The following is a 23717-nucleotide window of genomic DNA, read 5'->3' on the forward strand; positions in this document are numbered from 1 at the left end:
ATTCGCGAATCGTGAACGGCAATCGCCCCCGGTGCAACCCGCCCGGCGCCGGGCATCCCCGATAATCGTCGGCCGGCCGGTGACCGCCCGGATGCGACCCACCGGCCGGCCGAATGCTATTTCGGTTTTCGCGTCCGCCCCTTGCGCGCTGCCGGCGGCGAGACCTCGGGGGCCACCGTGTCGGCCTGTTCCTCTATGGTCGGGGTCGGGTCGTCGTGGTCAGGCTCGTCGGGAAAGGCGATGGCGTCGGCGGGATCGGCGTCAACGTCGCGCGACTCGCGCTCGGCCCGCATCCAATGCTCCTCGGCCAGGCCCTCCGGCCGCCCGTCCTCTTCCCATAGCTGATAGGCGCGCTCCGCAATCCGCGCGTCCCTCTCGTCGTCTTTCCGGCCATCCATTGCCATGTCTCCGGCTCCGTATCTGACAGCCGATCAACGCCGATCGGGCACCCGCGGTTCCCGCGTCCGCGCGCCCTCAAACGCGCCCGGTCATCCCCGCCACGGCGCGCAGCACGCCGCCGACCTGGCGGCGCGCGTCTTCGATGCTGGTGCTGGTGTCGATGAGGAAGTGCGCCCGCCGCCGCTTCTCCGGGTCGGGCACCTGGCGGGCGATCATCGCCTCGGCCCGCTCGCGGGTCATGCCGTCACGCGCCAGCATCCGCGCCATCTGGATTTCGGCCGATGTCGTCACCACGATCACCATGTCGACATCGCCCTCGGTCGCGGTCTCGAACAGCAGCGGAATGTCGAGCACCACCGCCCGGTAACCGCCGGCCGCTGCCTCGCGGAGAAACCGGTCGCGCTCGGTCCTGACCAGCGGATGGATCAGTGCTTCGAGACGGGCCATCGCCGCATCGTCGCCGAGCACGCGGTCGCGCAGCCTGTCGCGATCGACGACGCCGTTCTCGGTGGTGCCGGGAAACGCCGCCTCGACCACCGGCGCCGCGGCGCCGCGATAAAGCTCGTGGACCGTCCGGTCCGCGTCGAAGACCGGCAGGCCGGCCTCGGCGAACATCGCGGCGGTGGTCGACTTGCCCATCGCGACCGAGCCGGTGAGGCCGATCAACAGCATCAGGCGGCGTCCGTCCCGGCGCCGGCATCGGCCGCGGCCGGCGCGACGACACCCATGGTCTCCAGCACGGCGGTGCGCAGTTCGGGCGTCACGGTCGGCGTCTGGCCGAACCAGTGGGCGAAGCCCGGCACCGCCTGGTGGAGCAGCATCCCCAGCCCGCCGACGGCGCGAAGGCCACGCGCCTCCGCCGCCTTCATCAGTCCGGTTTCCAGCGGCACATAGACGAGGTCGCTGATCACCGATTTGCCGGGCATCGCGCCAAGATCGAGATCGAGCGGCGGCTGGCCGTCCATGCCGAGCGTCGTCGTGTTGACCAGCACCCGCGCATCGCCGAGCAGGCCGGAGAGCGCGGTGAAACGCGCCGCGGCGATCGGACCGCCGAGATTGCGGGCGATCTGTTCGGCCCGCTTCTCGGTGCGATTGACGATGGTCACCGGGGCGAAGCCGCGCGATCGCAGCGCGAAGACGATCGCCTTGGCCGCGCCGCCGGCGCCGAGCACCACGGCCGGACCCGGATGCGCATCCCAGCCCGGCGCCTCCTGATCGAGGCTGGCGAGGAAGCCCGGCGCGTCGGTGTTGGCGCCGACCAGCTTGCCGTCCTCCATCCAGATCGTGTTGAGCGCACCGATGGCGCGCGCCGCCTCGTCCATCTCGGCCACGGCGGCAAAGGCGGCTTCCTTGTGCGGCACCGTGACGTTGCAACCGACGAAACCGGAATTGGCGAAATCGGCGAAGAAGCCGGCAATGGCGTCCGGCTCGACCGGCTTCAGCACATAGTCCCCCTCGATCCCCAGTTCCTTCAGCCAGTAGCGATGGATCACCGGCGAGCGCGAATGCTTCACCGGCCAACCGACGACGCAGGCAAGGGGAGTGGTCATGACTTTCTTCTTTCTCAACGCGGCAGGAAATGGTTCGACAGTCTCATACGCGCTCACCCCCCGACCCGTCACGCCCCGCGGGTATCGGATGTTCCGGATCGGATCGTGTGCGTCCTTCGAGGCTCCACTACGTGGAGCACCTCAGGATGGCGGGGATGTGCTTGCCCCTCTTGCCCTGAAATGCCTCAAGTCCCCGGACAACCCACCTCGCCATGCGAGAACGCTCAACTCGTTTGCCTACCCAGACAAAGCCGTAGCCATCCTGAGGTGCGAGGGCAGAGCCCGAGCCTCGAAGGACGCACCCCACCTGAACCGACGAACGGACCGCCCCCGGTCGACCTCACCCCAATCCCCCCTCCTCCCGCAGCCAGTGGAGAACCGGCAGCAGCGGCAGGCCGAGGATGGCGAAGTAGTCTCCGTCGATGTGGTGGAAGAGCTGGATGCCCGGGCCCTCGATCTGGTAGGCGCCGACGCTGCCCAGGGCCGCCTCGCCGACCGTTTCCAGGTAGCGGTCGACCTCCGCCCGCGACAGGGACCGCAACGTCAGCGTCGCGCTCTCGACATGGCGCCAGCGGAGTGCGCCGTCGCGGACCCCGGCCACCGCCGTGTGGAGCCGATGGCTTCGCCCGGCGAGCGACAGCAGTTGTCCGCGCGCCGCATCCATCGTTTCCGGCTTGTCCCAGCGCTCGCCGTCGGCATCGAGCGTCTGGTCGGATCCGACGACCAGGGCGTTGCCCGCGTTTATCGCGACATCCATCGCCTTGGCTTCGGCCAGCGCCAGCGCCACTTCGGCAGGCGAAGCACCGGCGGCGATCAGCGGCGCTTCGACCTGCCGCTCGTCGACGCGCGACGGCATCGTCTCGAACGCGACCCCGGCATTGGCGAGGATGGCGCCGCGGGTCGGGCTTTTCGAGGCGAGAACGATCCGGGTCATGGCGGTCCTGCTATGGCGGCGCGGCATCGCGCTCGCGCTTCTCGCGCAACGCTATGATCGCCGCGGCGGTCTCCTCGATCGACCGGCGGCTGACATCGATGGTCGGCCAGCCATGCCGGGCAAAGAGCTTGCGGGCCTGGGAGATCTCGTCGGCGATCGCCGCCTTGTCGATATAGGATTCGCCGTGCGCCATGGCGTTGAGCGACAGGACGCGGTTCTCCCGCAGGTGCGCGATCCGTTCGGCGCTGGCGGTCAGCCCGACGACCAGCGGATGCTTCACCGTCTCGAGCTCCGCCGGCGGCGGCACGCCGGGCACCAGCGGGATATTGGCGGTCTTGATGCCGCGATTGGCGAGATAGATGCTGGTCGGCGTCTTCGAGGTCCGGCTGATGCCGAGCAGGACGACGTCGGCTTCCTCAAGCGCCCCAGCCAGCTGGCCATCGTCGTGGATCATCGTGAAGTTCAGCGCGTCGATGCGACGGAAGTAGTCCGCGTCGAGCATGTGCTGGGCGCCGACCCGGCGGGTGTGCGGCGTGCCCAGGTAGTTCTGCAAGAGCTGCAGCATCGGTTCCAGCACCGAGGCGCAAGGGATGCCGATCCGGCGGCATTCCTGTTCGAGCCGCTCGCCGAGCTCCTTGTCGACCAGCGTATAAAGGACGATGCCGGGCTCTTCCTCCAGCGCCGTCACGATCATGTCGAGCTGCTTGCGGGTCCGCACCATCGAATGGATGTGCTCGACCGGCCGCATGTCGCGATATTGCGCCGCCGCTGCCCGGCCGACGGTGATCAGCGTCTCGCCGGTCGCGTCAGAAATCATGTGCAGGTGGAAGAAGCCTTCGCGGTTCCTCACACGGTTCTCCCCAGGCCTGTTGATAAGGTCACCCGAAAACGCCCCCTGTCGCCGACCGCGCAAAACTGTCCCCACAGCGCCGGATTCGATCAACAGGTGTCTGCCCTGAGGATACGATTCCGTGACGGTGGGAAGGAATCGGTAATTTCACAGGTTGTCCCCGGCCATCCCGTGGATAGTCCTGTGGATGCCGCTGAACGACTGCCTGCCACAGAGATTAATGGACTGTTAATGCAGGCCGGTTCAAGATTTCCCCGCTGTTACCACAATTCAGTGTGAGGCCTTCGGAAACCATCCCGATTGCCTGCCAGACGCTGCCGATTTGTGGACGCTGCGGATTGGCTGTAATCCACCCCCAAACTAAAACAAAACCAATAAGATTCTCTTACCTTTTGGACTCTTGGTGTGAATCCCGAACCCCGCGATCTTCCCTATCGGCGCATGCGCGACGCTCTCGCCGGCAACACAGCCACGCCGCCTCCGATCTGGCTGATGCGGCAGGCGGGACGCTACCTGCCCGAGTATCGAACGCTTCGCGAGACAGCCGGTTCCTTTCTCGACCTTTGCTACAATCCAACCTTCGCTGCAGAAGTCACCCTTCAGCCCATCCGTCGCTTCGGCTTCGATGCCGCAATCGTCTTTTCGGATATCCTGGTGATTCCCGATGCCTTCGATCGGGGGCTCACCTTTGTCCAGGGCGAAGGCCCGCGACTTGATCCGATCGACGCGGCCGGTATCGCCGCCCTTGATGTCTCTCCGGTCAGGGAACGGCTGGCGCCGGTCTTCGAGACCATCCGGCAGGTGCGGGCTGCCCTCGATGCCGACAAGTCGCTGATCGGCTTCTGCGGGGCTCCCTGGACGGTGGCGACCTACATGGTGGCCGGTCGAGGCACCCCGGACCAGGCGCCGGCGCGATTGATGGCGGCGACCGAGCCGGAGGTGTTTCAGGATCTCATCGACACGCTGGTCGAGGCTTCGGTCATTTCGCTCCTCGGACAGATCGAGGCTGGCGCGGATGTCGTGCAGATCTTCGACAGCTGGGCGGGCATCCTCAACGAGCATGACTTCGACCGCTGGTCGATCGCGCCGACGGTCGAGATCGTCCGCCGGGTCAGAGCGGCGGCCCCCGATGTGCGGATCATCGGCTTTCCGAAAGGCGCCGGCTTCCGGATCGAACGCTATGTCGCGGCGACTGGGATCGATGCCGTCGGGATCGACTGGACCGTGCCCTTCGATGTCGCTGCAAAGCTTCAGTCGCAGGTGACGGTCCAGGGCAATCTCGATCCGCTGGTCCTGGTGGCGGGCGGTGCGGCGCTCGACCGGGCGATCGATGCGATCCTCGAGGCCCTGGGCGGCGGCCGGTTCATCTTCAACCTCGGCCATGGCATCGTGCCCCAGACACCGATCGCCCATGTCGAACACCTGATCGCACGCGTCCGGGGACGCTAGGACCGCATCATGCCCGCCGATACCCGCACCCGCATCCTGCGCGCCGTCACGGCACTCGCCATCGTCGCGATCCTGTTCGCGCTGCTGGTCTGGTGGCAGCTGTCCGGCCTCTACAACTGGCTGAAGGCCGCCCACATCATCGCCGTCATCTCGTGGATGGCGGGGATGCTCTACCTGCCGCGGCTGTTCGTCTATCACACGGCGGCGGCAGTCGGCTCGGAGCAGTCCGAAACCTTCAAGGTGATGGAGCGGCGGCTGCTGACCGCGATCATCAACCCGGCGATGATCGCCACCTGGGTGCTCGGGCTATGGCTTGCCTGGGACGGCGGCTGGTTCCAGAGTCCGTGGCTCCACGCCAAGATCGCTCTGGTGCTGATCCTCTCCGGCATCCACGGCATGTTCTCGCGCTGGGTCCGCGATTTCGCCGCCGACCGCAACACCCACAGCCAGCGCTTCTACCGCTTCCTCAACGAGGCGCCGACGCTGCTGATGATCGTCATCGTTATCCTCGTTGTCGTGAAGCCTTTTTAAGGCGTTCAAACCGCTTGCCGTTCCGATCGCGAACGACTATCTTCCCGACAACCACACGAGAAGCAGACGGCGCTGGCGATCGATTGGGACCGTCAGATAGCCGTGCCGACGACCCCCTCTTTCGGCCGCAAGCTCTCCTTTTTCCCCCCCTCTGTGCTCACTTTCCTCATTCCAAGAGACATCTGAATTCTATGCCAGAAATGAAACTGAAGGACCTCAAGGCGAAGTCGCCTGTCGAGCTTTTGGCTTTCGCTGAAGAGCTGGAGGTCGAGAATGCGAGCATCCTCCGCAAGCAGGAGTTGATGTTCGCGATCCTCAAGCAACTGGCCGCGAATGATACCGATATCATCGGCGAAGGCGTCGTCGAAGTGCTGCAGGACGGCTTCGCCTTCCTGCGCTCCCCTGACGCCAACTACCTCGCTGGCCCCGACGACATCTACGTGTCGCCGTCACAGATTCGGCGGTTCTCGCTGCGCACCGGCGACACGGTCGAGGGCGAGATCCGCAGTCCCAAGGACGGCGAGCGCTATTTCGCGCTGCTCAAGGTCAACTCGATCAACTTCGAGGATCCGGAAAAGACCCGCCACAAGGTCCATTTCGACAACCTGACGCCGCTCTATCCCGACGAGCGTTTCCGGATGGAGCTGGAGAACCCGACCAGCAAGGACCTGTCGTCGCGAATCATCGATCTCGTCGCGCCGCTCGGCAAGGGCCAGCGCGGACTGATCACCGCGCCGCCGCGAACCGGCAAGACGGTCTTCCTGCAGAACATCGCCCATTCGATCGCCGCCAATCATCCCGAGTGCTATCTCATCGTCCTGCTGATCGACGAACGGCCCGAGGAAGTCACCGACATGCAGCGCTCGGTGAAGGGCGAGGTGATCTCCTCGACCTTCGACGAGCCCGCCACCCGCCACGTCGCCGTCGCCGAGATGGTGATCGAGAAGGCCAAGCGCCTGGTCGAGCATGGGCGCGACGTCGTCATCCTGCTCGATTCGATCACCCGCCTCGGCCGCGCCTACAACACCGTGGTGCCGTCCTCCGGCAAGGTGCTGACCGGCGGTGTCGACGCCAACGCCCTGCAGCGGCCGAAGCGCTTCTTCGGCGCCGCCCGAAACATCGAGGAAGGCGGTTCGCTGACCATCATCTCGACCGCGCTGATCGATACCGGCAGCCGCATGGACGAGGTGATCTTCGAGGAGTTCAAGGGCACCGGCAACTCCGAGATCATTCTCGATCGCAAGGTCGCCGACAAGCGCACCTTCCCGGCGATCGACATCACCCGCTCCGGCACCCGCAAGGAAGAACTGCTGGTCCCGCCCGACATTCTCAAGAAGATGTATGTGCTGCGCCGCATCCTGATGCCGATGGGCACGGTCGATGCCATCGAGTTCCTGCTCGACAAGCTCAAGGCGACCAAGAGCAACGACGACTTCTTCGATCAGATGAACACCTGATCGTCGCTTGGCGGCGGGTTCGCCCGTCGCCGCGATTGCCGGTCAGACCGCACCCCCAGGTCCGGGTGGCGACAGGGATCGACCCGCACCGCCGGATGGTGGTCGAGGGTGTTCTCTGCGCACGGTCAGAATGAGACCGCTCGCAAGGACGACCCCCGCTGAGCCACCCAGCCATGATTCACAACGATACTGACAGGCCTGCCGGCAGCAATTTCTTCGTCATCAGTGGCGGGCCTGGATCGGGCAAGACGACCATCATCGACGGGCTGCGGTCGCAGGGCCTGGTCTGCGTCGACGAGGCGGGACGCGACGTCATCCGGGCGCAACGGCGGATCGACGGCCGTGGAACCCACGCGTCGGACCGGGCGCTCTTTTGCGAACTGATGCTGGCGCGGATGATGGCGGACTACGATGAAGCCGGGTCGGCACAAGGCCCGGTGGTCTTCGATCGCGGCATCCCGGGTCTGGTCGGCTACTGCAGGCTGACTGGGCTGGCGGTGACGGACCACCTGCTCAGGGCGGTCGCCCTGTTTCGCTACAATCCGGTCGTCTTCGTCACGCCGCCATGGCGGGCGATCTTCGGCCAGGATGACGAGCGGAAGCAGGATTTTGCCGAAGCGGTGCGGACGTTCGGGACTGTCGCGGCGGCCTATGCCGCGTCGGGCTATCAGGTGGTCGAGGTTCCGATCGGTCCCGTCCACGAGCGGGTCGCCTTCGTCGCCGCGGCGATCGCGGACGCCTGACGGTCCAATTGCGGCCTGGGCTCAGGCCGAGCGCATTGCCTTTCGGAACCAGGCGCCAGTGCGCCGTTCGGTCCGCTCCGCGCGGCCATGGTTTGCCGAAACCTCGCCTTCGTACCGGGCGAAGCCGAGCACCTTGACCCGCTCCTTGGCTTCCGAGAGAGACAGGGCGGGGATGTCGACGCTCCACTCGGTGCCGTTGAAGCAGTAGGTGAAGCGGTACGGCCGGTATTGCGGGGTCGGGGCATCGTGACTATGTGATCGGGAAGCGAGAATTGAGGTCATCGCGGTACGCCTGTTACCTGGGTCGGTCTTGAGCGGGTCCCGGAACCGGGATGCGGCGGGTGGCCGCTTCTCCTTTCCTTGCGCCAGCAAGTCCCGTCCGATGTTGCGGGGAGTTGCTGTGGGAATACGTTAGCCGGCAACAGGTTTACGAATCGTAAACCATGTTTTTCTCCTCACGCTGGCTGCCTTTGGAGCAGGGCGGCGAGGTCTTTGGGCCCGGTGATCGGCAGCGAACAGGTCTCACCGTGGCAGACATAGGCGGTGGGGCGGTTGTCGGCGGTCGTCTTGCCGGATGCGGGATGGCCGGTCGGCAGGTCGGCCGCGCCTTCGTAGACCGACAGGATGATGTCATCGGTCCAGTGGTTCCGGGTGTGGGCAATCAGGTCGGCGGGACTTGATTCCGCGGGGTGGACGATGACGACGTCGGTTGCCCGCATGCGGAGGTCGAGGGCCGACAGCATGGCGGCGGAAGCGAAGAGGTTCTGGGCGATCGCGGGCCCGGCGGCGGCGATGATCGCGTCGGCGTCGGCGCGGTAGGCGTCGTTGCCGGTAAGGTGCCAGAGCCGGGTCAGGTTCTGCGCCATGATGGCGTTGGCCGAGGGCGTCGCTTCGTCGGTTTCGGAGCGGGGGCGGACGATCAGGGCCTCTGCGTCGTCGGCGGGCAGGAAGTATCCCGCGGCCTCGTCATCCCAGTGATGCCGCCGGATCAGGCCGGCGAGGCGTTCGGCCTCGGCGATGAAATGTGTGTCGAGCGTCGCTGCGTGGAGGGCAAGGGCTGCCTTGATCGTGTCGGCATAGTCGGTCGCGAGACCGGGGAAGACGGACTTGTCGTCGCGCCACGAATGGGCGAGGCGGCCATTCCGGGCCATCGGCCCGGTGATGAAGGCATAGGCCCGCTTGGCCGCGTCGATCCAGTCCGCTCGGTCGAAGGTCGAGCCGGCCAGGGCCAGGGCGGCAATGCTGAGGCCATTCCAGTCGGCGAGGATCTTGTCGTCGGTTGCCGGTCGGATGCGACGGGTGCGTTGGTCGAGGAGTTTGGCCCGGGCCCGCGCGAGGCGCGCTTCGTCTTCGTGCGGGAGCCGGTCCATCGTGCCGAGCCGGTTGAGGATATTGACCCCCTCCCAGTTGCCGTCGGTATAGACACCATAAGCCCTTGCGAAGAAGGCGCCCTCCTCCGGTCCCAGCACGTCGGTGATCTCGGCTTCGCTCCAGACGTAGAACTTGCCTTCGTGGCCCTCGGAGTCGGCGTCGATGCTGGCGGCGAAGGCGCCGGATGGCGTCGTCATCTCCCGGTCGAGCCAGCCAATTGTCTCCTCGACCCGATCGCGGAAGAGCGTGTCGCCGGCGGCGATGAAGGCCAGGCAGAGCAGTTCGATCAGCTGGCCATTGTCGTAGAGCATCTTTTCGAAATGCGGCACCAGCCAGCGGTCGTCGACGGCATAGCGGGCGAAGCCGCCGCCGAGATGATCGTAGATGCCGCCCTGGCAGATGTTGCGCAGCGTGGTGAGGACGGTCTGGCGGTAGGCTGGGTCCTGGGTGCGGCCACCGGCGCGCCACAGGAAGGCGAGCAGGCTGGGCTGGGGGAATTTGGGTGCGCCGCGCGTGCCGCCGTGATCGGGATCGGTCAGGCTGAGAAGGCGCGTTGCGGCGCGGTCGAGGAGATCTCGGTCGAGGGTAACGGTGGCGTCGGCCTCGGTGCGGCGCTCCGACAGGCGGTTCATCAGAAGACCGCTGTTATGCGCGACGGTCTCCGGTTCCTCGCGGACGACGCGGGCGACCTCCTCGAGGATGCTGGTAAAGGCGGGGCGGCCGTAGCGGGCTGTCGGCGGAAAGTAGGTTCCGCCCCAGATCGGCTTGCCGTCCGGGGTCAGGAACATGGTGAGCGGCCAGCCGCCCTGTTCGCCGAGGGCGTGGAGGGCCGTCATGTAGATCTGGTCGATGTCGGGGCGCTCTTCCCGATCGACCTTGATGTTGACGAACAAGCGGTTCATCACGGCGGCGGTGGTGGGATCTTCGAAACTTTCATGTGCCATGACGTGGCACCAGTGGCAGGCGGCGTAGCCGACGGAAAGCAGGATCGGCTTGTTCTCGCGGCGTGCTTCGTTGAGGGCGTCCGGTCCCCAGGCCCGCCAGTGGACAGGGTTGTCCTTGTGCTGCAGAAGATAGGGGCTCGATTCGTGGGCCAGCAGATTTTCGCTCATGGTGCGCAATCTAGTAACGCCTGTGGTGGTTTGATAGTGCGGGCGGCGAATGGGGGCTGAGACGATCTTTGCGCTGGCGTCGGGGGGAACCCCGTCGGGTGTCGCGGTTGTCCGGGTTTCCGGACCCGGGACTCGATTCGGACTCGAAACACTTATCGATTCGGTGCCGGAACCACGCCGGGCGTCCTTGCGATCCATCCATACCGTGACAGGCGATCCGATCGATCGGGGGCTTGTTCTGTTCTTTCCCGGGCCGGCGAGCTTCACCGGTGAGGACGTCGCCGAACTTCATCTGCATGGCGGGCGCGCCGTCGTTGCGGCGACGCTGGACGCCTTGGGCGGTCTTCCGGGATTCCGTGCGGCGGAGGCGGGCGAGTTTACCCGGCGGGCTTTTGACAGCGGGCGCCTCGATCTCAGCCAGGTCGAGGGACTTGCCGATCTCGTTGCGGCGGAAACCGAAGCCCAGCGCCGGCAGGCCCTGCGCCAGGCCGGCGGCGGTCTCCGCGCCGTCTGTGAAGGGTGGCGGGAACGTCTTGTGCGAGCGCGGGCATTGCTCGAAGCCGAACTCGACTTTCCGGACGAGGACGACGTTCCCGGCTCGGTCGCCGACTCGGCCTGGGCCGATGTCGGGGCGCTTTCGGCTGAGATCGGAGCGCTCCTTGACGATGGCCATCGCGGCGAGCGGCTTCGGGATGGTATTGAGGTGGTGGTGCTTGGACGGCCGAATGCCGGCAAGTCGAGCCTGATCAACGCCCTGGCGCGGCGGGACGTGGCGATCGTCTCGGAGGAGCCCGGAACAACCCGGGATCTGATCGAGGTGCGGCTCGATCTCGGGGGCTACCCGGTTACCGTGGTCGATACCGCCGGGCTTCGCGAAGCCGGAGGTGGGGTCGAGCGCGAGGGCATGCGTCGGGCCACGGCCCGGGCGGAAGGCGCCGACCTGGTGCTTCTCCTGGAGGATGTGACCGCGGCCCCGGCGGCGATCGTCCTGCCCGCCGCAAGTCCGGTGATCCGTGTCGGGACGAAGATCGACTTGATTGATTCGGCGGAGGAACGGTCGAGGATCTCCGCGGGGTACGACCTCGTCGTGGCGCCGACGACGGGCGACGGCCTCGATGCGTTGATGACGGCGCTGACGAATTTCGCCGGAGATGCGCTCGCGGTCGGCGAGTCCTCCCTTGTCACCCGGGCCCGCCAGCGGTCGGCCCTGGTCGGATGCCGGGCTGCCCTCGAAGACGCGCTGGATGACATCGGCAAGCCGCTTGAACTTCGTGCCGAGGATCTGCGGCGGGCGACCGACGCTCTCGGTCGGGTGACCGGCCGGGTTGATGTCGAGGACCTCCTCGACGTGATTTTCGGCGAGTTCTGCATCGGGAAATGACATCTGGATGGGACAGCTGCCGATTGCGCCTGTCTCGCCGGCGTCCGGGGTTGTCCCGGGCGGTGTCCGACGGTGCATTAGGGTCGTCCGTTTGGTGTCCGCCGGTGTCCCAAGGTGGCTTTGAGGATGGCCGGCGTAACGGAAACGGCGGAATTTCTATCTTTCGGGCGGCGTCAGGTGGGATGTTTCACGTGAAACAGCGGCGGTTATGTCAGGGCAATTCAAATTCGTCTTTGACGTTGCAACGGTCGACGGTCTAGGGAATTCGCCATGGACAGCTTTGATGTCATTGTCATTGGCGGTGGGCACGCCGGGACCGAGGCAGCGGCCGCGTCGGCGCGGTTCGGTGCGCGCACGGCGCTGGTCACCCACAGCTTCGGCACCGTCGGCGCGATGTCCTGCAATCCGGCAATCGGCGGCATCGGCAAGGGGCACCTGGTCCGGGAGGTCGATGCGCTCGATGGATTGATGGGCGTTGCGGCGGACCGGGGCGGAATCCAGTTCCGGGTCCTCAACCGTCGCAAGGGTCCGGCGGTCCGCGGTCCGCGGGCCCAGGCCGACCGCAAGCTCTATCGCCAGGCCATTCAGGATCTTATTCGCGAGACGGCGAACCTGACGGTCGTGGAGGGGGAGGTCGACGATCTTATTGTCGAGAATGAGCGGGTCACCGGTGTCCGGCTTGGTGATGGTCGGGAGCTGTCTGCGGGGGCCGTCGTCATCACCACCGGCACGTTCCTGCGCGGCGTGATCCACATTGGTGACAAGACGGTGCCTGCGGGACGAGTCGGCGAGGGGCCGGCGGTGGGCCTCGCGTTGACCATCGAGCGGCTCGGTTTCCGGATGGGTCGCCTCAAGACCGGCACACCGCCACGTCTGGATGGAAAGACTATCGACTGGTCGAGCCTCGAGCGCCAGGCGGGTGACCAGCCGCCGCTCCCCTTCTCCTTCATGACTGAGGCAATCACGACCCCGCAGGTCAATTGCCACATCACCCGCACGACCCCGGCGACCCATGCGGTGATCGAGAAGAACATTAGCCGCTCGGCGATGTATTCCGGCGGGATCACCGGCCGTGGCCCGCGCTATTGCCCGTCGATCGAGGACAAGATTGTCCGCTTCGGGGATCGCGACAGTCACCAGATCTTTCTCGAGCCAGAGGGCCTCGATGACGCCACCGTATACCCGAACGGCATTTCTACGTCGCTTCCGGAGGACGTCCAGCGGGCATTGATCGCGACGATCCCGGGGCTTGAGCGGGCTTCCATAGTCCGGGCGGGCTACGCGATCGAGTACGACCATGTCGATCCGCGAGAACTGAAGGCGACGCTGGAAACCCGTCGTCTCCGTGGCCTCTTCCTCGCCGGCCAGATCAATGGCACCACCGGTTACGAAGAGGCCGCCGGCCAGGGCCTGGTCGCCGGGATGAATGCCGCGCGATTGGCTGCCGGCATGGAGGGCGCCGTCCTGGGTCGGGCGGATGCCTATATCGGCGTAATGATCGACGACTTGGTGACGCGGGGCGTGACCGAGCCCTACCGCATGTTCACCTCCCGCGCCGAATATCGCCTGTCGCTCCGTGCCGACAACGCGGACCGCCGCCTGACCGGAGAAGGGTTGCGGCTCGGGATTGTCGGATCGGCGAGGGCTGACCTCTTCTCCAGAAGGATGACGGCGCTGACGGAATGCCGGGCGATGGTCGAGAACTTGTCGCTGACGCCGAACGAGGCCGAGAAGCACGGGCTGGTGCTGAACCGGGACGGCGTGCGCCGGACCGGTCTCGACCTCCTCGCGCGCCCGGACGTGACGATGGAGGTCCTTGCTCGAGTCTCGCCGGAACTCGGCGGGTTGAATCGATTCGTTGCCGAACAGATTGAGATAGACGCTGGCTATTCAGTCTACCTTGAGCGGCAGGACGCCGATATCGCTGCGTTCCGGAAGGATGAGAACATTTCGATACCTGATGATCTCGATTTCCTGGTTGTGCCCGGATTGTCGACGGAGATGCGCGAGCGACTCGTTGCCGGGGCCCCGCGGACGTTGGGGCAGGCGGCCCGCATCAATGGAGTGACGCCGGCGGCGCTCGTTGCGTTGCTCGGCGAGGTCAAGCGCCATCGGGGGCGGAATGCCGCCTGACAAACGGTCCAGCGACGGTCCCGAAGTGCTGCGGCCGATCCTTGATGTTTCACGTGAAACAGTCGACCGTCTCACAGTTCTCGTCGAGCTGGTCCGCAAATGGCAGCCGGCCGAAAACCTCGTAGCCCCAAGCACCCTGCCGGACATCTGGCGGCGCCACGTCGCCGACAGCGCTCAGCTCGTGCCGCTGTTTCCGAGCGCCCGGCGCTGGCTCGACCTTGGCAGCGGTGGCGGATTTCCGGGGCTGGTCCTTGGCTGTCTTCTCGCCGACCGGCCAGGCGCCGCAGTGCATCTCGTCGAAAGCAACGGCCGCAAGTGCGCCTTCCTGCGGCGCGCGGCCGCCGCGACCGGGAGCCCGGTTACCGTCCATCAGGGACGCATCAAATCAATCCTTGCCGGATGGGACACGCCAATCGACTGTCTCACCGCCCGCGCCTTGGCGCCGCTCGATCGGTTGCTCGACCTCTCAGAACCGATCCTGGCCGCCGGAGCACCCGCCGCCTTCTTCAAGGGGGCAGATTTTGTGCGGGAAATCGACGAAGCCACTCAATCTTGGGATCTCGATCTGGTAGAACACAAAAGTCGAATCGATGACCGGGGTGTCATCCTGGAGATTCGTCAGGCCCTCAGAAGGGACGCCGGCGAGCGGCCGGCCTGAAACGTCATGAGCCTACCGATCTCTCCCCGCGTCATCGCGCTCGCCAACCAGAAGGGCGGCGTCGGCAAGACGACGACTGCGATCAACCTCGGAACGGCGCTGGCGGCGATCGGCGAAGAGGTGCTGATCGTCGATCTCGATCCGCAGGGCAATGCATCGACCGGTCTTGGAATCGACCGGAAGAGCCGGGAATTGTCGACTTACGATTTGCTTCTCGGCGAAGCGACACTGGCCGAGGTGGCGATGACCACTGCCGTTCCGCGCGTGTCCGTCGCGCCGTCGACCCTCGACCTGCTTGGCGTCGAGCTCGAGATATCGGCGGCCACCGACCGCGCCTTCCGGCTGCGGAATGCCCTCGCTACGGCATCGGAACGGAGTTCGAGTCGCACCCGAAACTATACCTATGTGCTCGTCGATTGCCCGCCGTCGCTCAATCTGTTGACCATCAACGGCATGGCCGCGGCCCATTCGGTCCTCGTGCCGCTGCAGTGCGAGTTCTTCGCGCTGGAGGGCCTGAGCCAGTTGCTGCAGACCGTCGAGCAGGTCAAGCATGCGCTCAACCCCGAGTTGTCGATCCACGGTATCGTTCTTACTATGTTCGACAGCCGCAACTCGCTGTCCGGCCAGGTTGCCGCCGACGTGCGCGCCAACATGGGCGCGGCGGTCTACGAGACGGTGATTCCCCGCAACGTCCGCGTGTCGGAAGCCCCGTCGCATGGCAAGCCGGTGCTGCTCTACGACTTCAAGAGCACCGGGAGCCAGGCGTACCTGCGGCTCGCGGCGGAGATCATCCAGCGCGAACGGCAGTTGCGCGCCGCCTGATCGATTCGTCTCCGGAACCAGATCGCAACATTCTGTTAACCATGTAAGTCAATGATCATAAGAGGAAAAGGCCATGGCTGAAGATGCACCCCGGCAGCGCCTTGGCCGCGGACTTGCTGCGCTGATTGGCGATATCGCACCGGAGCCGGCCACGGAGAAACGGCGGTCAGGGCCGCCAAGGACCCTGCCGGTCGAGTTCCTGCGGCCGAACCCGCGTAACCCGCGCAAGGATTTCGTCACCGCCGACCTCGACGACCTGGCTTCGTCGGTCAAGGAGCGCGGCGTCGTGCAGCCGATCCTCGTCCGGCCGGTCGCGGATGCGGCCAACACCTATGAGATCATCGCCGGTGAGCGGCGCTGGCGGGCCGCGCAGAAGGTCGGTCTCCACGACGTGCCGGTCGTCGTCCTCGAGGTTTCCGACAGCGAGGCGCTGGAACTGGCGATCATCGAGAATGTCCAGCGGGCGGATCTGAATCCCCTCGAGGAGGCGCTTGGCTACCAGCAACTGCTCGACGATCACGATTATACTCAGATGCAGCTCGCCGAAGTGATCGGCAAGAGCCGATCGCATATCGCCAACACGCTGCGCCTTCTGAAGCTCCCGGAGTCCGTCCTCGCCTATGTGCGCAGTGGGAAGCTCTCCGCCGGGCATGCGCGTACGCTGGTGACGCTTCCCGATCCGGAAGCCGTGGCGCGCCGGATCGTCGAGGCCGGGATGAGCGTTCGCGAAGCCGAGGCGCTGGTCGAGACCGATCGCCGCAAGCCGGGTGGCAAGGCCCCTGCCGCGGCGAAGGACGCCGATACGCGCGCGCTGGAAAAGGCGCTGTCCGATGCCTTGGGGCTGACCGTCGCGATCAACCACGGCAAGGGCGGCGGCGAGGTTCGCATTCGCTACAAGACGCTGGAACAGCTCGATGGCGTCTGCCATCGTCTCAAGCATTAGCAACCGAAGATGGCGGTCATGCGCGCAGCCGGGCCCCGGCGCAATGGTGCGGGTGGTCGGACTCGAACCGACACTCTGTCACCAGAACTGGATTTTGAGTCCAGCGCGTCTACCAGTTCCGCCACACCCGCGCGGCCGGCCGATCGCCACTTGGCGGATCGGAAGGCCGGGATCATAGTGCCGCGCCCGGCCCGGTCAACCTCGCAACAACCGGCGCCGCTTCGTCGCCTCATTCGCGGATAGAACCAGCCCGTGCTCCGACGCCTTTACGACTGGACGATGAGCTTTGCCGCCGGCCGCCACGCCACCAAGGCGCTTGCCGGCGTCGCCTTTGCCGAGAGCTCCTTCTTCCCGATACCCCCCGACATCCTGCTGATTCCGATGGTGCTGGCAGAGCGCGCGAAGGCCATGCGCTTTGCGGCGATCGCCACCGCCGCGTCGGTAATCGGCGGGATCTTCGGCTACCTGATCGGCGCCTTCCTGTTCGAACAACTGGCGTTGCCGATTCTACAGTTCTACGGCTACGACCAGCAGTTCGAGACCTTCGCCACCTGGTATAACGACTGGGGCGTGTGGATCGTCTTCATCGCGGGCGTGACGCCGTTTCCCTACAAAGTCATCACGATCGCCAGCGGCGCGACGGGCCTCAACTTCGTGGTCTTCATCGTCGCCAGCATCATCGCCCGCGGACTCCGCTTCGTCATCGTCGCCGGGCTTCTCTACTGGATCGGTCCGCCGATTCGCGATTTCATCGAGAAGCGGCTCGGGCTTGTTTTCACCGTTTTCGTGGTGTTGCTGATCGGCGGATTCGTCGTTGCCCGATACATGATCTGAAGGACTGAAGCATGGACGCAGCGCGTCGCCGCGAGATGTTCGCGCCCGCCGTCGTTACCGTCGCGGGACTGGTTACGATCGCAACCGCATGGGGTTTCGAGCTGATCGGCGGGTTCATTCCCTGCGCGCTCTGCCTGCAGGAACGCGTGCCCTATTACATCGGCATCCCGCTGGCCTTCGCCGCGCTGCTTGCCGCACTTGCCGGCGCGAAGCCGACCGTGGTGCGGATGCTGCTGGTCATCGCCGGCCTGATCTTCGCCTATGGCGCCTTCCTCGGCATCTACCATGCCGGGGCAGAGTGGGGGTGGTGGCTTGGCCCGGCCGATTGCGGCGGCAACGCCGGCGGCGTCGCCAATGTCGACGACCTGCTCAGCCAGCTCGACACCATCCGGGTGGTTTCCTGCACCGAGGCGAGCTGGCGTCTCTTCGGCCTGTCCTTCGCCGGCTGGAACGCCGTGGCCAGCATCTTCCTGGTCGCCGTGGCGATGTGGGGCGCATTTCGTCCCCTGGCGGACGAGCCGGCGGCAACCGCCGGCTCGCGCGCCTGATCGTCAGAGATACGGCCCGAGCAGCGCCATGTCGGCGTCCGACAGGCGGTCGTCGGCGGCCATCGCCTGGTGCCAGTAGGGATAGATCAGCGGCAGCTTGCTGACATCGTCCAGCCGCTGGCGCTCGTCTTCCGTCAGCTTGAGTTCGTCGGCCGCAAGGCTGTCGCTGAACTGCTCTTCGTTGCGGCCGCCGACGATCACCGACGTGACGCCCGGACGACCAAGCGTCCAGGCCAGCGCCACCTGGGTGCCCGAGACCTTCCGCGCCTTGGCGATGTCGACGATGACCTCGACGATGTCGTAGAGCCGCTCGGTGTCGCGGATCGGCGGCTCGCGCCAGTCCTTCGCATGCCGGGTCCCGGCCGGACGCTTCTTGCCGCGACGGAACTTTCCGGTCAGCAGGCCACCGGCCAGCGGGCTCCACACCAGGATACCAAGGCCCTCCGACAGCGAGATCGGCACCAGCTCGTATTCCGCCTCGCGCGCCTCGACGGTGTAGTGGATCTGCTGGCTGACGAAGCGCGGTCCACCGAGTCGTTCGGCAGCGCCGAGCCCCTTCATGATGTGCCAGCCCGACCAGTTGGAGCAGCCGATGTAGCGAACCATGCCGGCCGAGACGAGGTAGTCGAGCGCCGCCATGATCTCGTCGATCGGCGTCTGCCCGTCCCATTGATGCACCTGGTATAGATCGATCCAGTCGGTCTGCAGCCGCTTGAGGCTCGCCTCGCACTGGCTGATGATGTGATGCCGCGACAGGCCGCGGTCGTTGGGGCCCGGTCCCATGCCGAAGCGCACCTTGGTGGCCAGGATCACGTCGGCGCGTTTGCCCTTCAGCGCCGCGCCGGTGATCTCCTCGGATCGGCCGGCGGAATAGGCGTTGGCGGTGTCGATCAGGTTGACGCCCCGATCGATGCAAAGGTCGATCTGCTTGCGCGCTTCCTTGAGGCTGGTCGAACCGACCGCGTCCTTGCGGCGACCGAAGGTCATGGTCCCCATCGCCATGGTCGAAACTTTGAGGCCCGAGCGGCCGAGCAAACGATATTCCATCGTCATCCCTCACAATAATTTGCAGACAAAAAGTACCGTCGTCGCATAGCGCGTTCACGCCGGCTTGTCGCGGTCGCGGCGTGGCTTTCGTGTCGCCGCGCCGCTGGCCGGGGTGTCGAGAATGGCGCTGCGGATCAGGATCCAGGCGAGCAGCGCGGCCAGCAGATGCCAGAGGAAATGCGTGCCGAAGGGGATCGCGGCGCAGAGCGGACCGTCCGACTCGCGCGCCGCCAGCGCACCGAGAAACACGATCGAGGCCAGAAGATAACTGACGCCGGCTTTCGACCCGCGGCGCTGGAGGATCACCGCGACAGCGAAGAGGACAAGCAGCGGCGGCAGGTAATAGGCCCCGCCGGGAAGCAGTCCGCGCGGGATCAACGGACCGCTGCCGAAGGTGATGGCGAGAAAGCCGAGCACGGCGATCACCGCGGCCCATGCGGGCCAGCCGAAATGACGGGTCAGGGCCAACCAGAGGATGATCATCATGAAGACCAGGAAGGGCATCATGTCGGCCCAGACCGCCCACACCGTCGCGGTGGTGTGGAAGAGGGTGGCGCCAATGCCGCCGAGGGCCACGGCGATGATCGCCGCCCAGATCAGGCCGGCGGCATCCCGGTTCGGGCGGGCGATCTGCAGGCGCGCGGCGAAGGCCGCGACGACCAGCATCGCGACGTTGGTCAGCGCATTGAGCGGCTCGGCGTCGAGGCCGAAGCCGATGCGCTCGCAATAGACATCAAACTGGCGGCAAAGCGCCGGCGCGGCGTCAGCGATCAGGGCAGGGCAGACAAGGTCCATGACGAGGAGACTCCAGCGTCGATCGACAGGACCGCGGCGGTGGCCTCGATACCCGCCTCCATGTCAGGATAGCGCGAAACCGGTTCAAGACGCGGCGAGGGATACCAGGGCATGGCGACCAAGATAACATTTCGCGGCGGAGCGGGGACCGTCACAGGATCCTGCTATCTGGTCGAGCATGACGGCGGCCGCTTCCTCGTCGACTGCGGCATGTTCCAGGGCAACAAGACGATCCGCGAACTCAACTATGCGCCTTTCCCCTTTGATCCGGCGACCGTCGACTACCTGCTCCTCACTCACGCTCATATCGATCACAGCGGGCTGATCCCGAAACTGACGCGGCATGGCTTCGCCGGGCCAATCCACGCGACCGCGCCGACGCTCGATCTCCTGACCTTCATGCTGCCGGACAGCGGCCGCATCCAGGAGGGCGAAGTCGAGCGGAAGAACCGCACGCTGCGGCGCCGGGGCAAGCCGCAGATCGAGCCGATCTACAATCAGGCCGACGCCGAGGCCGCCCTGAAGAATGTCTCGCCACACGAACTCGAGGAATGGTTCGACGCTGGCCCCGGCGTCAGGGTCCGCTTCTGGAATGCCGGCCATATCCTTGGCTCGGTATCGATCGAACTGGCGATTGACGACGGCGCCCCGCGGCCGGTGCGCATGCTGTTTTCCGGGGATCTCGGCCCGGACGAGAAGGTCTTTCACCTCGCCCCGGAAGCACCGGAGGGTTTCGACTATATCGTCTGCGAAAGCACCTATGGCGATCGCGACCGCGAGGATGTGACCGTTGTCGCGCGACGGCAGGCAATGGAGCGCGAGATCACCGAGGCGCTGAAGCGCGGCGGCAATCTCGTCATTCCAAGTTTCGCGGTCGAGCGCAGCCAGGAACTGCTGCACGACATCGGCGTCCTCCTGGCGGAAGGACGGATCCCGCCGGCAACGCCGGTCTTCCTCGACTCGCCGCTGGCAAGCCGCGTCACCAAGGTCTTCATCCGCCATGCCGATACCCTCGACGATATCGCGGTCGACGAGGCGGCGCTTTTCCGGCATCCGAATTTCCACATCACCGAGGATGTCGAGGAGTCGAAAGCGATCAACCGGATTGCCGGCGGGGCGATCATCATATCGGCCAGCGGCATGTGCGACGCCGGCCGCATCCGCCACCACCTGCGGAACAACCTCTGGAAACGCGACGCGACGGTGTTGTTCGTCGGCTACCAGGCGCCGGGAACGCTCGGCAACATCATCCAGGGCGGGGCGGACGAGGTCCGCATCCATGGTCGCGACATCAAGGTGAAGGCCACCATCCGCAGCCTCGGCAGCTACTCGGCCCATGCCGACCAGACCGAACTGCTGGCCTGGATCCGGGAGCGCCTGCCGGTCAGCGGCGGACTGTTTCTCACCCACGGCGAGGACCATGCGCGCGAAGTCCTGCGCGACCTCGTTGTCGCCGAAGGGGTGCCGGCGGATCGCATCCACATGCCGCAACTCGACGACGCTTTCGACCTGAAGGCCGGGGCGGAGCGGCTTCGGCGGCCGCCGGAAGCGCCACGCGTGCCGCCCGGCCAGATCGAGCGCGACTGGGCCAACGACTACGTTGCCTTCACCCAGGCGCTGGCCCGGCGGCTCGAGGCGATGTCCGACGAGGAAGCGAAACAGGCGCTTGTGCAGGAACTGGAGGCGGTCCTCGAACGCGGGCCGCCGCCGGCGTAAGCCGCCGCCGGAATCCCGCGGTTCCGACGGGGTTTGGACGGGCGGCGCGAGCCCCCTTCACACCGGTGTCACAGACACTATAGACTATCCCTCCGCGACGACCGCTTACGCTGTTCGAGCGTTTGTGATTCGGGAGTAGAAGTGAACGTTCACGTCTCGCCGGGGTCCAATCCGGCGCTGGTCCTCAATGCCGACTACCGTCCGCTCAGCTACTACCCGCTCTCGCTGTGGTCGTGGCAGGATGCGATCAAGGCGGTGTTTCTCGACCGGGTGAACATCGTCTCGGAATACGAGGTGGCGGTTCACAGTCCGTCCTTCGCGATGAACCTGCCGTCGGTCGTTTCGCTCAAGACCTACGTGAAGCCGGCGAAGCACCCGGCCTTTACCCGGTTCAACGTCTTTCTCCGCGATCGTTTCGAATGCCAGTATTGCGGGATCGACGAAGACCTGACCTTCGACCACCTGATCCCGCGGGCCCTTGGCGGCCAGACGACCTGGGACAACGTTGTCGCCGCCTGCTCGCCGTGCAACCTGAAGAAGGGCGGCAAGCATCCGCGCGACGCCGGCATGTGGCCGGGGCAGCGGCCCTACCAGCCGACGGTCAGCGACCTCCACAATAACGGTCGGCTTTTTCCGCCAAACTACCTGCACGAATCGTGGTTCGACTATCTCTACTGGGATACCGAACTGGAGCCGTAGTCGCGGTCGGGCCCGGACACCGGCGCACCCTTCCTGGGCACGCCGGCGATCCAGGATCAGTTCGTCGCGAAGCAGTAGAAGTAGCCGTTGCCGCCGGTTCCGATCAGCGCTTCCTGGCTGCAGCCACGCGACGGGTGCGATGCATTCCACGACTTGGACGGCGCGTCGTCACGCAAGCCCATGCGGTCGCTGTGTCCAACCATCGCGGCCCCGTCGCCATTCAACGTCCAGTCGCCGCAGGTCATGTCCGGGGCATAGGTGCCGTCGGCATTCGAGCCGGTCAGGATGTCGTGCTGGTTCGGGGTATCGCCACGCCCGTTGACCACGTCGCCCTTCTCGGTCAGGCCGGTCTGCTTGCTGATGGCGTTGGCGCCGCCATGCAGGTCGTCGAGGCTGGCGGCGATCAGTTCGCCCTTGGCGTTGTGCCAGGGACCGGAGCCGATCCGGTCGCGGGCGTTCTCATCGCTCGTCGACAGGTAGGCCCGCCAGGTCTTGTCGCCGCTTCCGGCGACTTCGGCCAGCGACGCACAGATCGCATCCGCGCCGGCTATACCGCCGAGATTCGCGCCGTCACCGGGCCCGGCGCTGGTGATGAAGAAGGTCATGTCCTCCATGTCCTGCGCCCCGGCGACCGCCGTGGCGCTGCCGATCAAGGCGCCGGCGAGAAGTGCGATGGTCAGTCTGCTCATGGATTCCTCCCTGGTTGGTCGGTCCGCGACCCGCGTCGCCAACCCGACATCGCCGGGAAATAGGGCGGCGAACGCCTGGGACCAGCATGGCGCGCCGCGCAGCATCTGCCATGGTTTCAACGCCGGTCCGGTGACGTCAGCGCAGGATGCGGTCCATCAGCCGTGTCGGCAGGAGGCGCTTGAGGAGGGCGCCGACATGGGTCGGGACCGTTACCCGATAGCGCGGACGCGGATTCCTGCTATCGAGCGCCCGGACCAGTTGCCGGAAGACCGCGTCGGGCCCGCGTCGGAACGGCGTCGGGGCGTGCCCGTCCGGTCGTTCGGCGAGGTCGCGCCGATAGGAATCGCGATGAACCGAGGCGTCGATGTCGATCGTGCCGCGGGTATTCTCGACGGCGTTGGCCCGGAAGGCGCTGGCAATCGGGCCCGGCTCGATCAGGACGACGGCGATGCCGGTGCCATGCAGTTCCAGCCGCAAGGTGTCGGCGTAGCCCTCGACGGCGTGCTTCGAGGCGACATAGGCGCCGCGATAGCGCGCGCCGAGAAAGCCGAGCACCGACGAACAGAAGACGAGGCGGCCATGTCCCTGCCGCCGCATGACCGGGATCGCCAGCCGGGTCAGTTCGTGCCAGCCGAAGAAATTCGTCTCGAACTGGGCGCGCATCAGGTCGGTGTCGATGTCTTCGATGGCGCCCGCCTGCGCGAAGCCGCCATTGTTGAACAGCGCGTCGACCCGTCCGCCGGTCTGCTCCAGCACATGAGCGAATCCGGCCCCGATCGAGGACCGGTCGGCATAATCGAGCGCCACCGATTCCAGGCCCTCCCCGGCAAGCCGCTCGACATCGGCCGGCTTGCGGGCGGCGGCGAAGACGCGCCAGCCGCGCGCCTTCAGGCCATGGGCGGCGTGATGGCCGATACCGGAGGAGCAGCCGGTGATGAGAATGGTGCGGGGCGCTTCGGTCAAGGGATCCGGTCGTCGGGTTGGCCTCGTTGCAGGCGGCAAAGGTAGCACTTGGGCGGCGACCATGATACGCGGCGACGGTCAGCCGGCGGCGG

The 23717-nt window shown here is 66.0% G+C and carries 24 protein-coding genes and 1 tRNA gene; 13 read left to right on the plus strand and 12 right to left on the minus strand.

From position 1 onward, the window contains the following. Positions 1-116: 116 nt before the first annotated feature. The 5 genes from BLT60_RS08455 to BLT60_RS08475 all read right to left on the minus strand — a co-directional run bounded on the left by BLT60_RS08455 (position 117) and on the right by BLT60_RS08475 (position 3733). On the minus strand, positions 117-398 hold the full coding sequence (locus BLT60_RS08455) for a DUF2934 domain-containing protein (RefSeq protein ID WP_090876326.1): 282 nt from the start codon (positions 396-398) through the stop codon (positions 117-119). Positions 399-474: 76 nt separating this feature from the next. Then, entirely contained in the window at positions 475-1071 is a 597-nt protein-coding gene (gene coaE / locus BLT60_RS08460) for a dephospho-CoA kinase (RefSeq protein ID WP_090875987.1), read from the minus strand. Beyond that, entirely contained in the window at positions 1071-1949 is an 879-nt protein-coding gene (locus tag BLT60_RS08465; RefSeq protein ID WP_090875988.1) for a shikimate dehydrogenase, read from the minus strand. Before BLT60_RS08465 ends, coaE begins: the two co-directional genes overlap by 1 nt. 340 nt (positions 1950-2289) lie before the next feature. Next, entirely contained in the window at positions 2290-2883 is a 594-nt protein-coding gene (locus BLT60_RS08470) for a Maf family protein (protein ID WP_090876327.1), read from the minus strand. A 10-nt stretch (positions 2884-2893) separates the two neighbouring features. Further along, the gene (locus BLT60_RS08475) at positions 2894-3733 is read right to left on the minus strand and encodes a pyruvate, water dikinase regulatory protein (RefSeq protein ID WP_090875989.1); all 840 of its coding nucleotides are present in this window, start codon (positions 3731-3733) and stop codon (positions 2894-2896) included. A 441-nt stretch (positions 3734-4174) separates the two neighbouring features. On the opposite strand from BLT60_RS08475, the gene hemE reads away from it, so the two are divergent. The 4 genes from hemE to BLT60_RS08495 all read left to right on the plus strand — a co-directional run bounded on the left by hemE (position 4175) and on the right by BLT60_RS08495 (position 7913). Further along, entirely contained in the window at positions 4175-5182 is a 1008-nt protein-coding gene (gene hemE / locus BLT60_RS08480) for a uroporphyrinogen decarboxylase (protein ID WP_090876328.1), read from the plus strand. A 9-nt stretch (positions 5183-5191) separates the two neighbouring features. Beyond that, positions 5192-5713, plus strand: a complete 522-nt coding sequence (hemJ, locus tag BLT60_RS08485; RefSeq protein WP_090875990.1) for a protoporphyrinogen oxidase HemJ — start codon at positions 5192-5194, stop codon at positions 5711-5713. Positions 5714-5904: 191 nt separating this feature from the next. After that, the gene (gene rho / locus BLT60_RS08490) at positions 5905-7170 is read left to right on the plus strand and encodes a transcription termination factor Rho (RefSeq protein ID WP_090875991.1); all 1266 of its coding nucleotides are present in this window, start codon (positions 5905-5907) and stop codon (positions 7168-7170) included. Between the two features lie 173 nt (positions 7171-7343). Then, complete coding sequence (locus BLT60_RS08495) at positions 7344-7913, plus strand: AAA family ATPase (RefSeq protein WP_090875992.1); 570 nt, start codon at positions 7344-7346, stop codon at positions 7911-7913. Between the two features lie 21 nt (positions 7914-7934). Here the strand turns inward: BLT60_RS08495 and BLT60_RS08500 are convergent, their stop codons facing one another. Both BLT60_RS08500 and BLT60_RS08505 read right to left on the minus strand, forming a co-directional pair. Continuing rightward, positions 7935-8195: a hypothetical protein gene (locus BLT60_RS08500; protein ID WP_090875993.1), complete on the minus strand. Its 261-nt coding sequence runs from the start codon at positions 8193-8195 to the stop codon at positions 7935-7937. Between the two features lie 173 nt (positions 8196-8368). Next, entirely contained in the window at positions 8369-10396 is a 2028-nt protein-coding gene (locus BLT60_RS08505; protein WP_090875994.1) for a thioredoxin domain-containing protein, read from the minus strand. Between the two features lie 49 nt (positions 10397-10445). Here BLT60_RS08505 and mnmE point away from each other — a divergent pair, with 49 nt between their 5' ends. From mnmE to BLT60_RS08530, 5 genes are all read left to right on the plus strand, one after another. After that, the gene (gene mnmE, locus BLT60_RS08510) at positions 10446-11777 is read left to right on the plus strand and encodes a tRNA uridine-5-carboxymethylaminomethyl(34) synthesis GTPase MnmE (protein ID WP_090875995.1); all 1332 of its coding nucleotides are present in this window, start codon (positions 10446-10448) and stop codon (positions 11775-11777) included. Positions 11778-12047: 270 nt separating this feature from the next. Beyond that, the gene (mnmG, locus tag BLT60_RS08515; RefSeq protein WP_090875996.1) at positions 12048-13910 is read left to right on the plus strand and encodes a tRNA uridine-5-carboxymethylaminomethyl(34) synthesis enzyme MnmG; all 1863 of its coding nucleotides are present in this window, start codon (positions 12048-12050) and stop codon (positions 13908-13910) included. Further along, a complete protein-coding gene (gene rsmG, locus BLT60_RS08520; RefSeq protein ID WP_090875997.1) occupies positions 13900-14568 on the plus strand; it encodes a 16S rRNA (guanine(527)-N(7))-methyltransferase RsmG in 669 nt (222 codons plus the stop codon). The genes mnmG and rsmG overlap by 11 nt, the downstream gene beginning before the upstream one ends. 6 nt (positions 14569-14574) lie before the next feature. Then, positions 14575-15390: a ParA family protein gene (locus tag BLT60_RS08525; protein ID WP_090875998.1), complete on the plus strand. Its 816-nt coding sequence runs from the start codon at positions 14575-14577 to the stop codon at positions 15388-15390. Positions 15391-15463: 73 nt separating this feature from the next. Continuing rightward, positions 15464-16333 (plus strand): ParB/RepB/Spo0J family partition protein, encoded by an 870-nt coding sequence (locus tag BLT60_RS08530; protein ID WP_090875999.1) that lies wholly within the window; start codon positions 15464-15466, stop codon positions 16331-16333. 44 nt (positions 16334-16377) lie between these two features. Here BLT60_RS08530 and BLT60_RS08535 read toward each other — a convergent pair. Beyond that, positions 16378-16464: transfer RNA gene (locus BLT60_RS08535), tRNA-Leu, on the minus strand. 121 nt (positions 16465-16585) lie between these two features. On the opposite strand from BLT60_RS08535, the gene BLT60_RS08540 reads away from it, so the two are divergent. After that, complete coding sequence (locus BLT60_RS08540) at positions 16586-17167, plus strand: YqaA family protein (RefSeq protein WP_090876000.1); 582 nt, start codon at positions 16586-16588, stop codon at positions 17165-17167. 11 nt (positions 17168-17178) lie between these two features. Further along, complete coding sequence (locus BLT60_RS08545) at positions 17179-17715, plus strand: disulfide bond formation protein B (protein ID WP_090876001.1); 537 nt, start codon at positions 17179-17181, stop codon at positions 17713-17715. Positions 17716-17718: 3 nt separating this feature from the next. On the opposite strand, the gene BLT60_RS08550 is transcribed toward BLT60_RS08545, so the two are convergent. Together BLT60_RS08550 and BLT60_RS08555 are read right to left on the minus strand one after the other, a co-directional pair. Next, the gene (locus BLT60_RS08550) at positions 17719-18762 is read right to left on the minus strand and encodes an aldo/keto reductase (protein WP_090876329.1); all 1044 of its coding nucleotides are present in this window, start codon (positions 18760-18762) and stop codon (positions 17719-17721) included. Between the two features lie 54 nt (positions 18763-18816). Further along, positions 18817-19557: a ceramidase domain-containing protein gene (locus BLT60_RS08555; protein ID WP_090876002.1), complete on the minus strand. Its 741-nt coding sequence runs from the start codon at positions 19555-19557 to the stop codon at positions 18817-18819. Between the two features lie 111 nt (positions 19558-19668). On the opposite strand from BLT60_RS08555, the gene BLT60_RS08560 reads away from it, so the two are divergent. Both BLT60_RS08560 and BLT60_RS08565 read left to right on the plus strand, forming a co-directional pair. Further along, on the plus strand, positions 19669-21273 hold the full coding sequence (locus BLT60_RS08560; RefSeq protein ID WP_090876003.1) for an MBL fold metallo-hydrolase: 1605 nt from the start codon (positions 19669-19671) through the stop codon (positions 21271-21273). Positions 21274-21414: 141 nt separating this feature from the next. Further along, a complete protein-coding gene (locus tag BLT60_RS08565; protein ID WP_090876004.1) occupies positions 21415-21972 on the plus strand; it encodes an HNH endonuclease in 558 nt (185 codons plus the stop codon). A gap of 56 nt (positions 21973-22028) precedes the next feature. Here BLT60_RS08565 and BLT60_RS08570 read toward each other — a convergent pair whose 3' ends face one another. Together BLT60_RS08570 and BLT60_RS08575 are read right to left on the minus strand one after the other, a co-directional pair. Next, complete coding sequence (locus BLT60_RS08570) at positions 22029-22661, minus strand: hypothetical protein (protein ID WP_090876330.1); 633 nt, start codon at positions 22659-22661, stop codon at positions 22029-22031. Between the two features lie 136 nt (positions 22662-22797). Beyond that, positions 22798-23625: an SDR family oxidoreductase gene (locus tag BLT60_RS08575; RefSeq protein ID WP_244521190.1), complete on the minus strand. Its 828-nt coding sequence runs from the start codon at positions 23623-23625 to the stop codon at positions 22798-22800. Positions 23626-23717 lie beyond the last annotated feature (92 nt).

Origin of the sequence: Bauldia litoralis (assembly GCF_900104485.1) — a bacterium.
GTDB lineage: Bacteria > Pseudomonadota > Alphaproteobacteria > Rhizobiales > Kaistiaceae > Bauldia > Bauldia litoralis.

Bases quoted from the DNA above. Each gene is read 5' to 3' on its own strand.
- BLT60_RS08455 (WP_090876326.1), bottom strand. From the start codon at position 398: ATGGATGGCCGGAAAGACGACGAGAGGGACGCGCGGATTGCGGAGCGC.
- coaE (WP_090875987.1), bottom strand. From the start codon at position 1,071: ATGCTGTTGATCGGCCTCACCGGCTCGGTCGCGATGGGCAAGTCGACC.
- BLT60_RS08465 (WP_090875988.1), bottom strand. From the start codon at position 1,949: ATGACCACTCCCCTTGCCTGCGTCGTCGGTTGGCCGGTGAAGCATTCG.
- BLT60_RS08470 (WP_090876327.1), bottom strand. From the start codon at position 2,883: ATGACCCGGATCGTTCTCGCCTCGAAAAGCCCGACCCGCGGCGCCATC.
- hemE (WP_090876328.1), top strand. From the start codon at position 4,175: ATGCGCGACGCTCTCGCCGGCAACACAGCCACGCCGCCTCCGATCTGG.
- hemJ (WP_090875990.1), top strand. From the start codon at position 5,192: ATGCCCGCCGATACCCGCACCCGCATCCTGCGCGCCGTCACGGCACTC.
- rho (WP_090875991.1), top strand. From the start codon at position 5,905: ATGCCAGAAATGAAACTGAAGGACCTCAAGGCGAAGTCGCCTGTCGAG.
- BLT60_RS08495 (WP_090875992.1), top strand. From the start codon at position 7,344: ATGATTCACAACGATACTGACAGGCCTGCCGGCAGCAATTTCTTCGTC.
- BLT60_RS08500 (WP_090875993.1), bottom strand. From the start codon at position 8,195: ATGACCTCAATTCTCGCTTCCCGATCACATAGTCACGATGCCCCGACC.
- BLT60_RS08505 (WP_090875994.1), bottom strand. From the start codon at position 10,396: ATGAGCGAAAATCTGCTGGCCCACGAATCGAGCCCCTATCTTCTGCAG.
- mnmE (WP_090875995.1), top strand. From the start codon at position 10,446: ATGGGGGCTGAGACGATCTTTGCGCTGGCGTCGGGGGGAACCCCGTCG.
- mnmG (WP_090875996.1), top strand. From the start codon at position 12,048: ATGGACAGCTTTGATGTCATTGTCATTGGCGGTGGGCACGCCGGGACC.
- rsmG (WP_090875997.1), top strand. From the start codon at position 13,900: ATGCCGCCTGACAAACGGTCCAGCGACGGTCCCGAAGTGCTGCGGCCG.
- BLT60_RS08525 (WP_090875998.1), top strand. From the start codon at position 14,575: ATGAGCCTACCGATCTCTCCCCGCGTCATCGCGCTCGCCAACCAGAAG.
- BLT60_RS08530 (WP_090875999.1), top strand. From the start codon at position 15,464: ATGGCTGAAGATGCACCCCGGCAGCGCCTTGGCCGCGGACTTGCTGCG.
- BLT60_RS08545 (WP_090876001.1), top strand. From the start codon at position 17,179: ATGGACGCAGCGCGTCGCCGCGAGATGTTCGCGCCCGCCGTCGTTACC.
- BLT60_RS08550 (WP_090876329.1), bottom strand. From the start codon at position 18,762: ATGGAATATCGTTTGCTCGGCCGCTCGGGCCTCAAAGTTTCGACCATG.
- BLT60_RS08555 (WP_090876002.1), bottom strand. From the start codon at position 19,557: ATGGACCTTGTCTGCCCTGCCCTGATCGCTGACGCCGCGCCGGCGCTT.
- BLT60_RS08560 (WP_090876003.1), top strand. From the start codon at position 19,669: ATGGCGACCAAGATAACATTTCGCGGCGGAGCGGGGACCGTCACAGGA.
- BLT60_RS08570 (WP_090876330.1), bottom strand. From the start codon at position 22,661: ATGAGCAGACTGACCATCGCACTTCTCGCCGGCGCCTTGATCGGCAGC.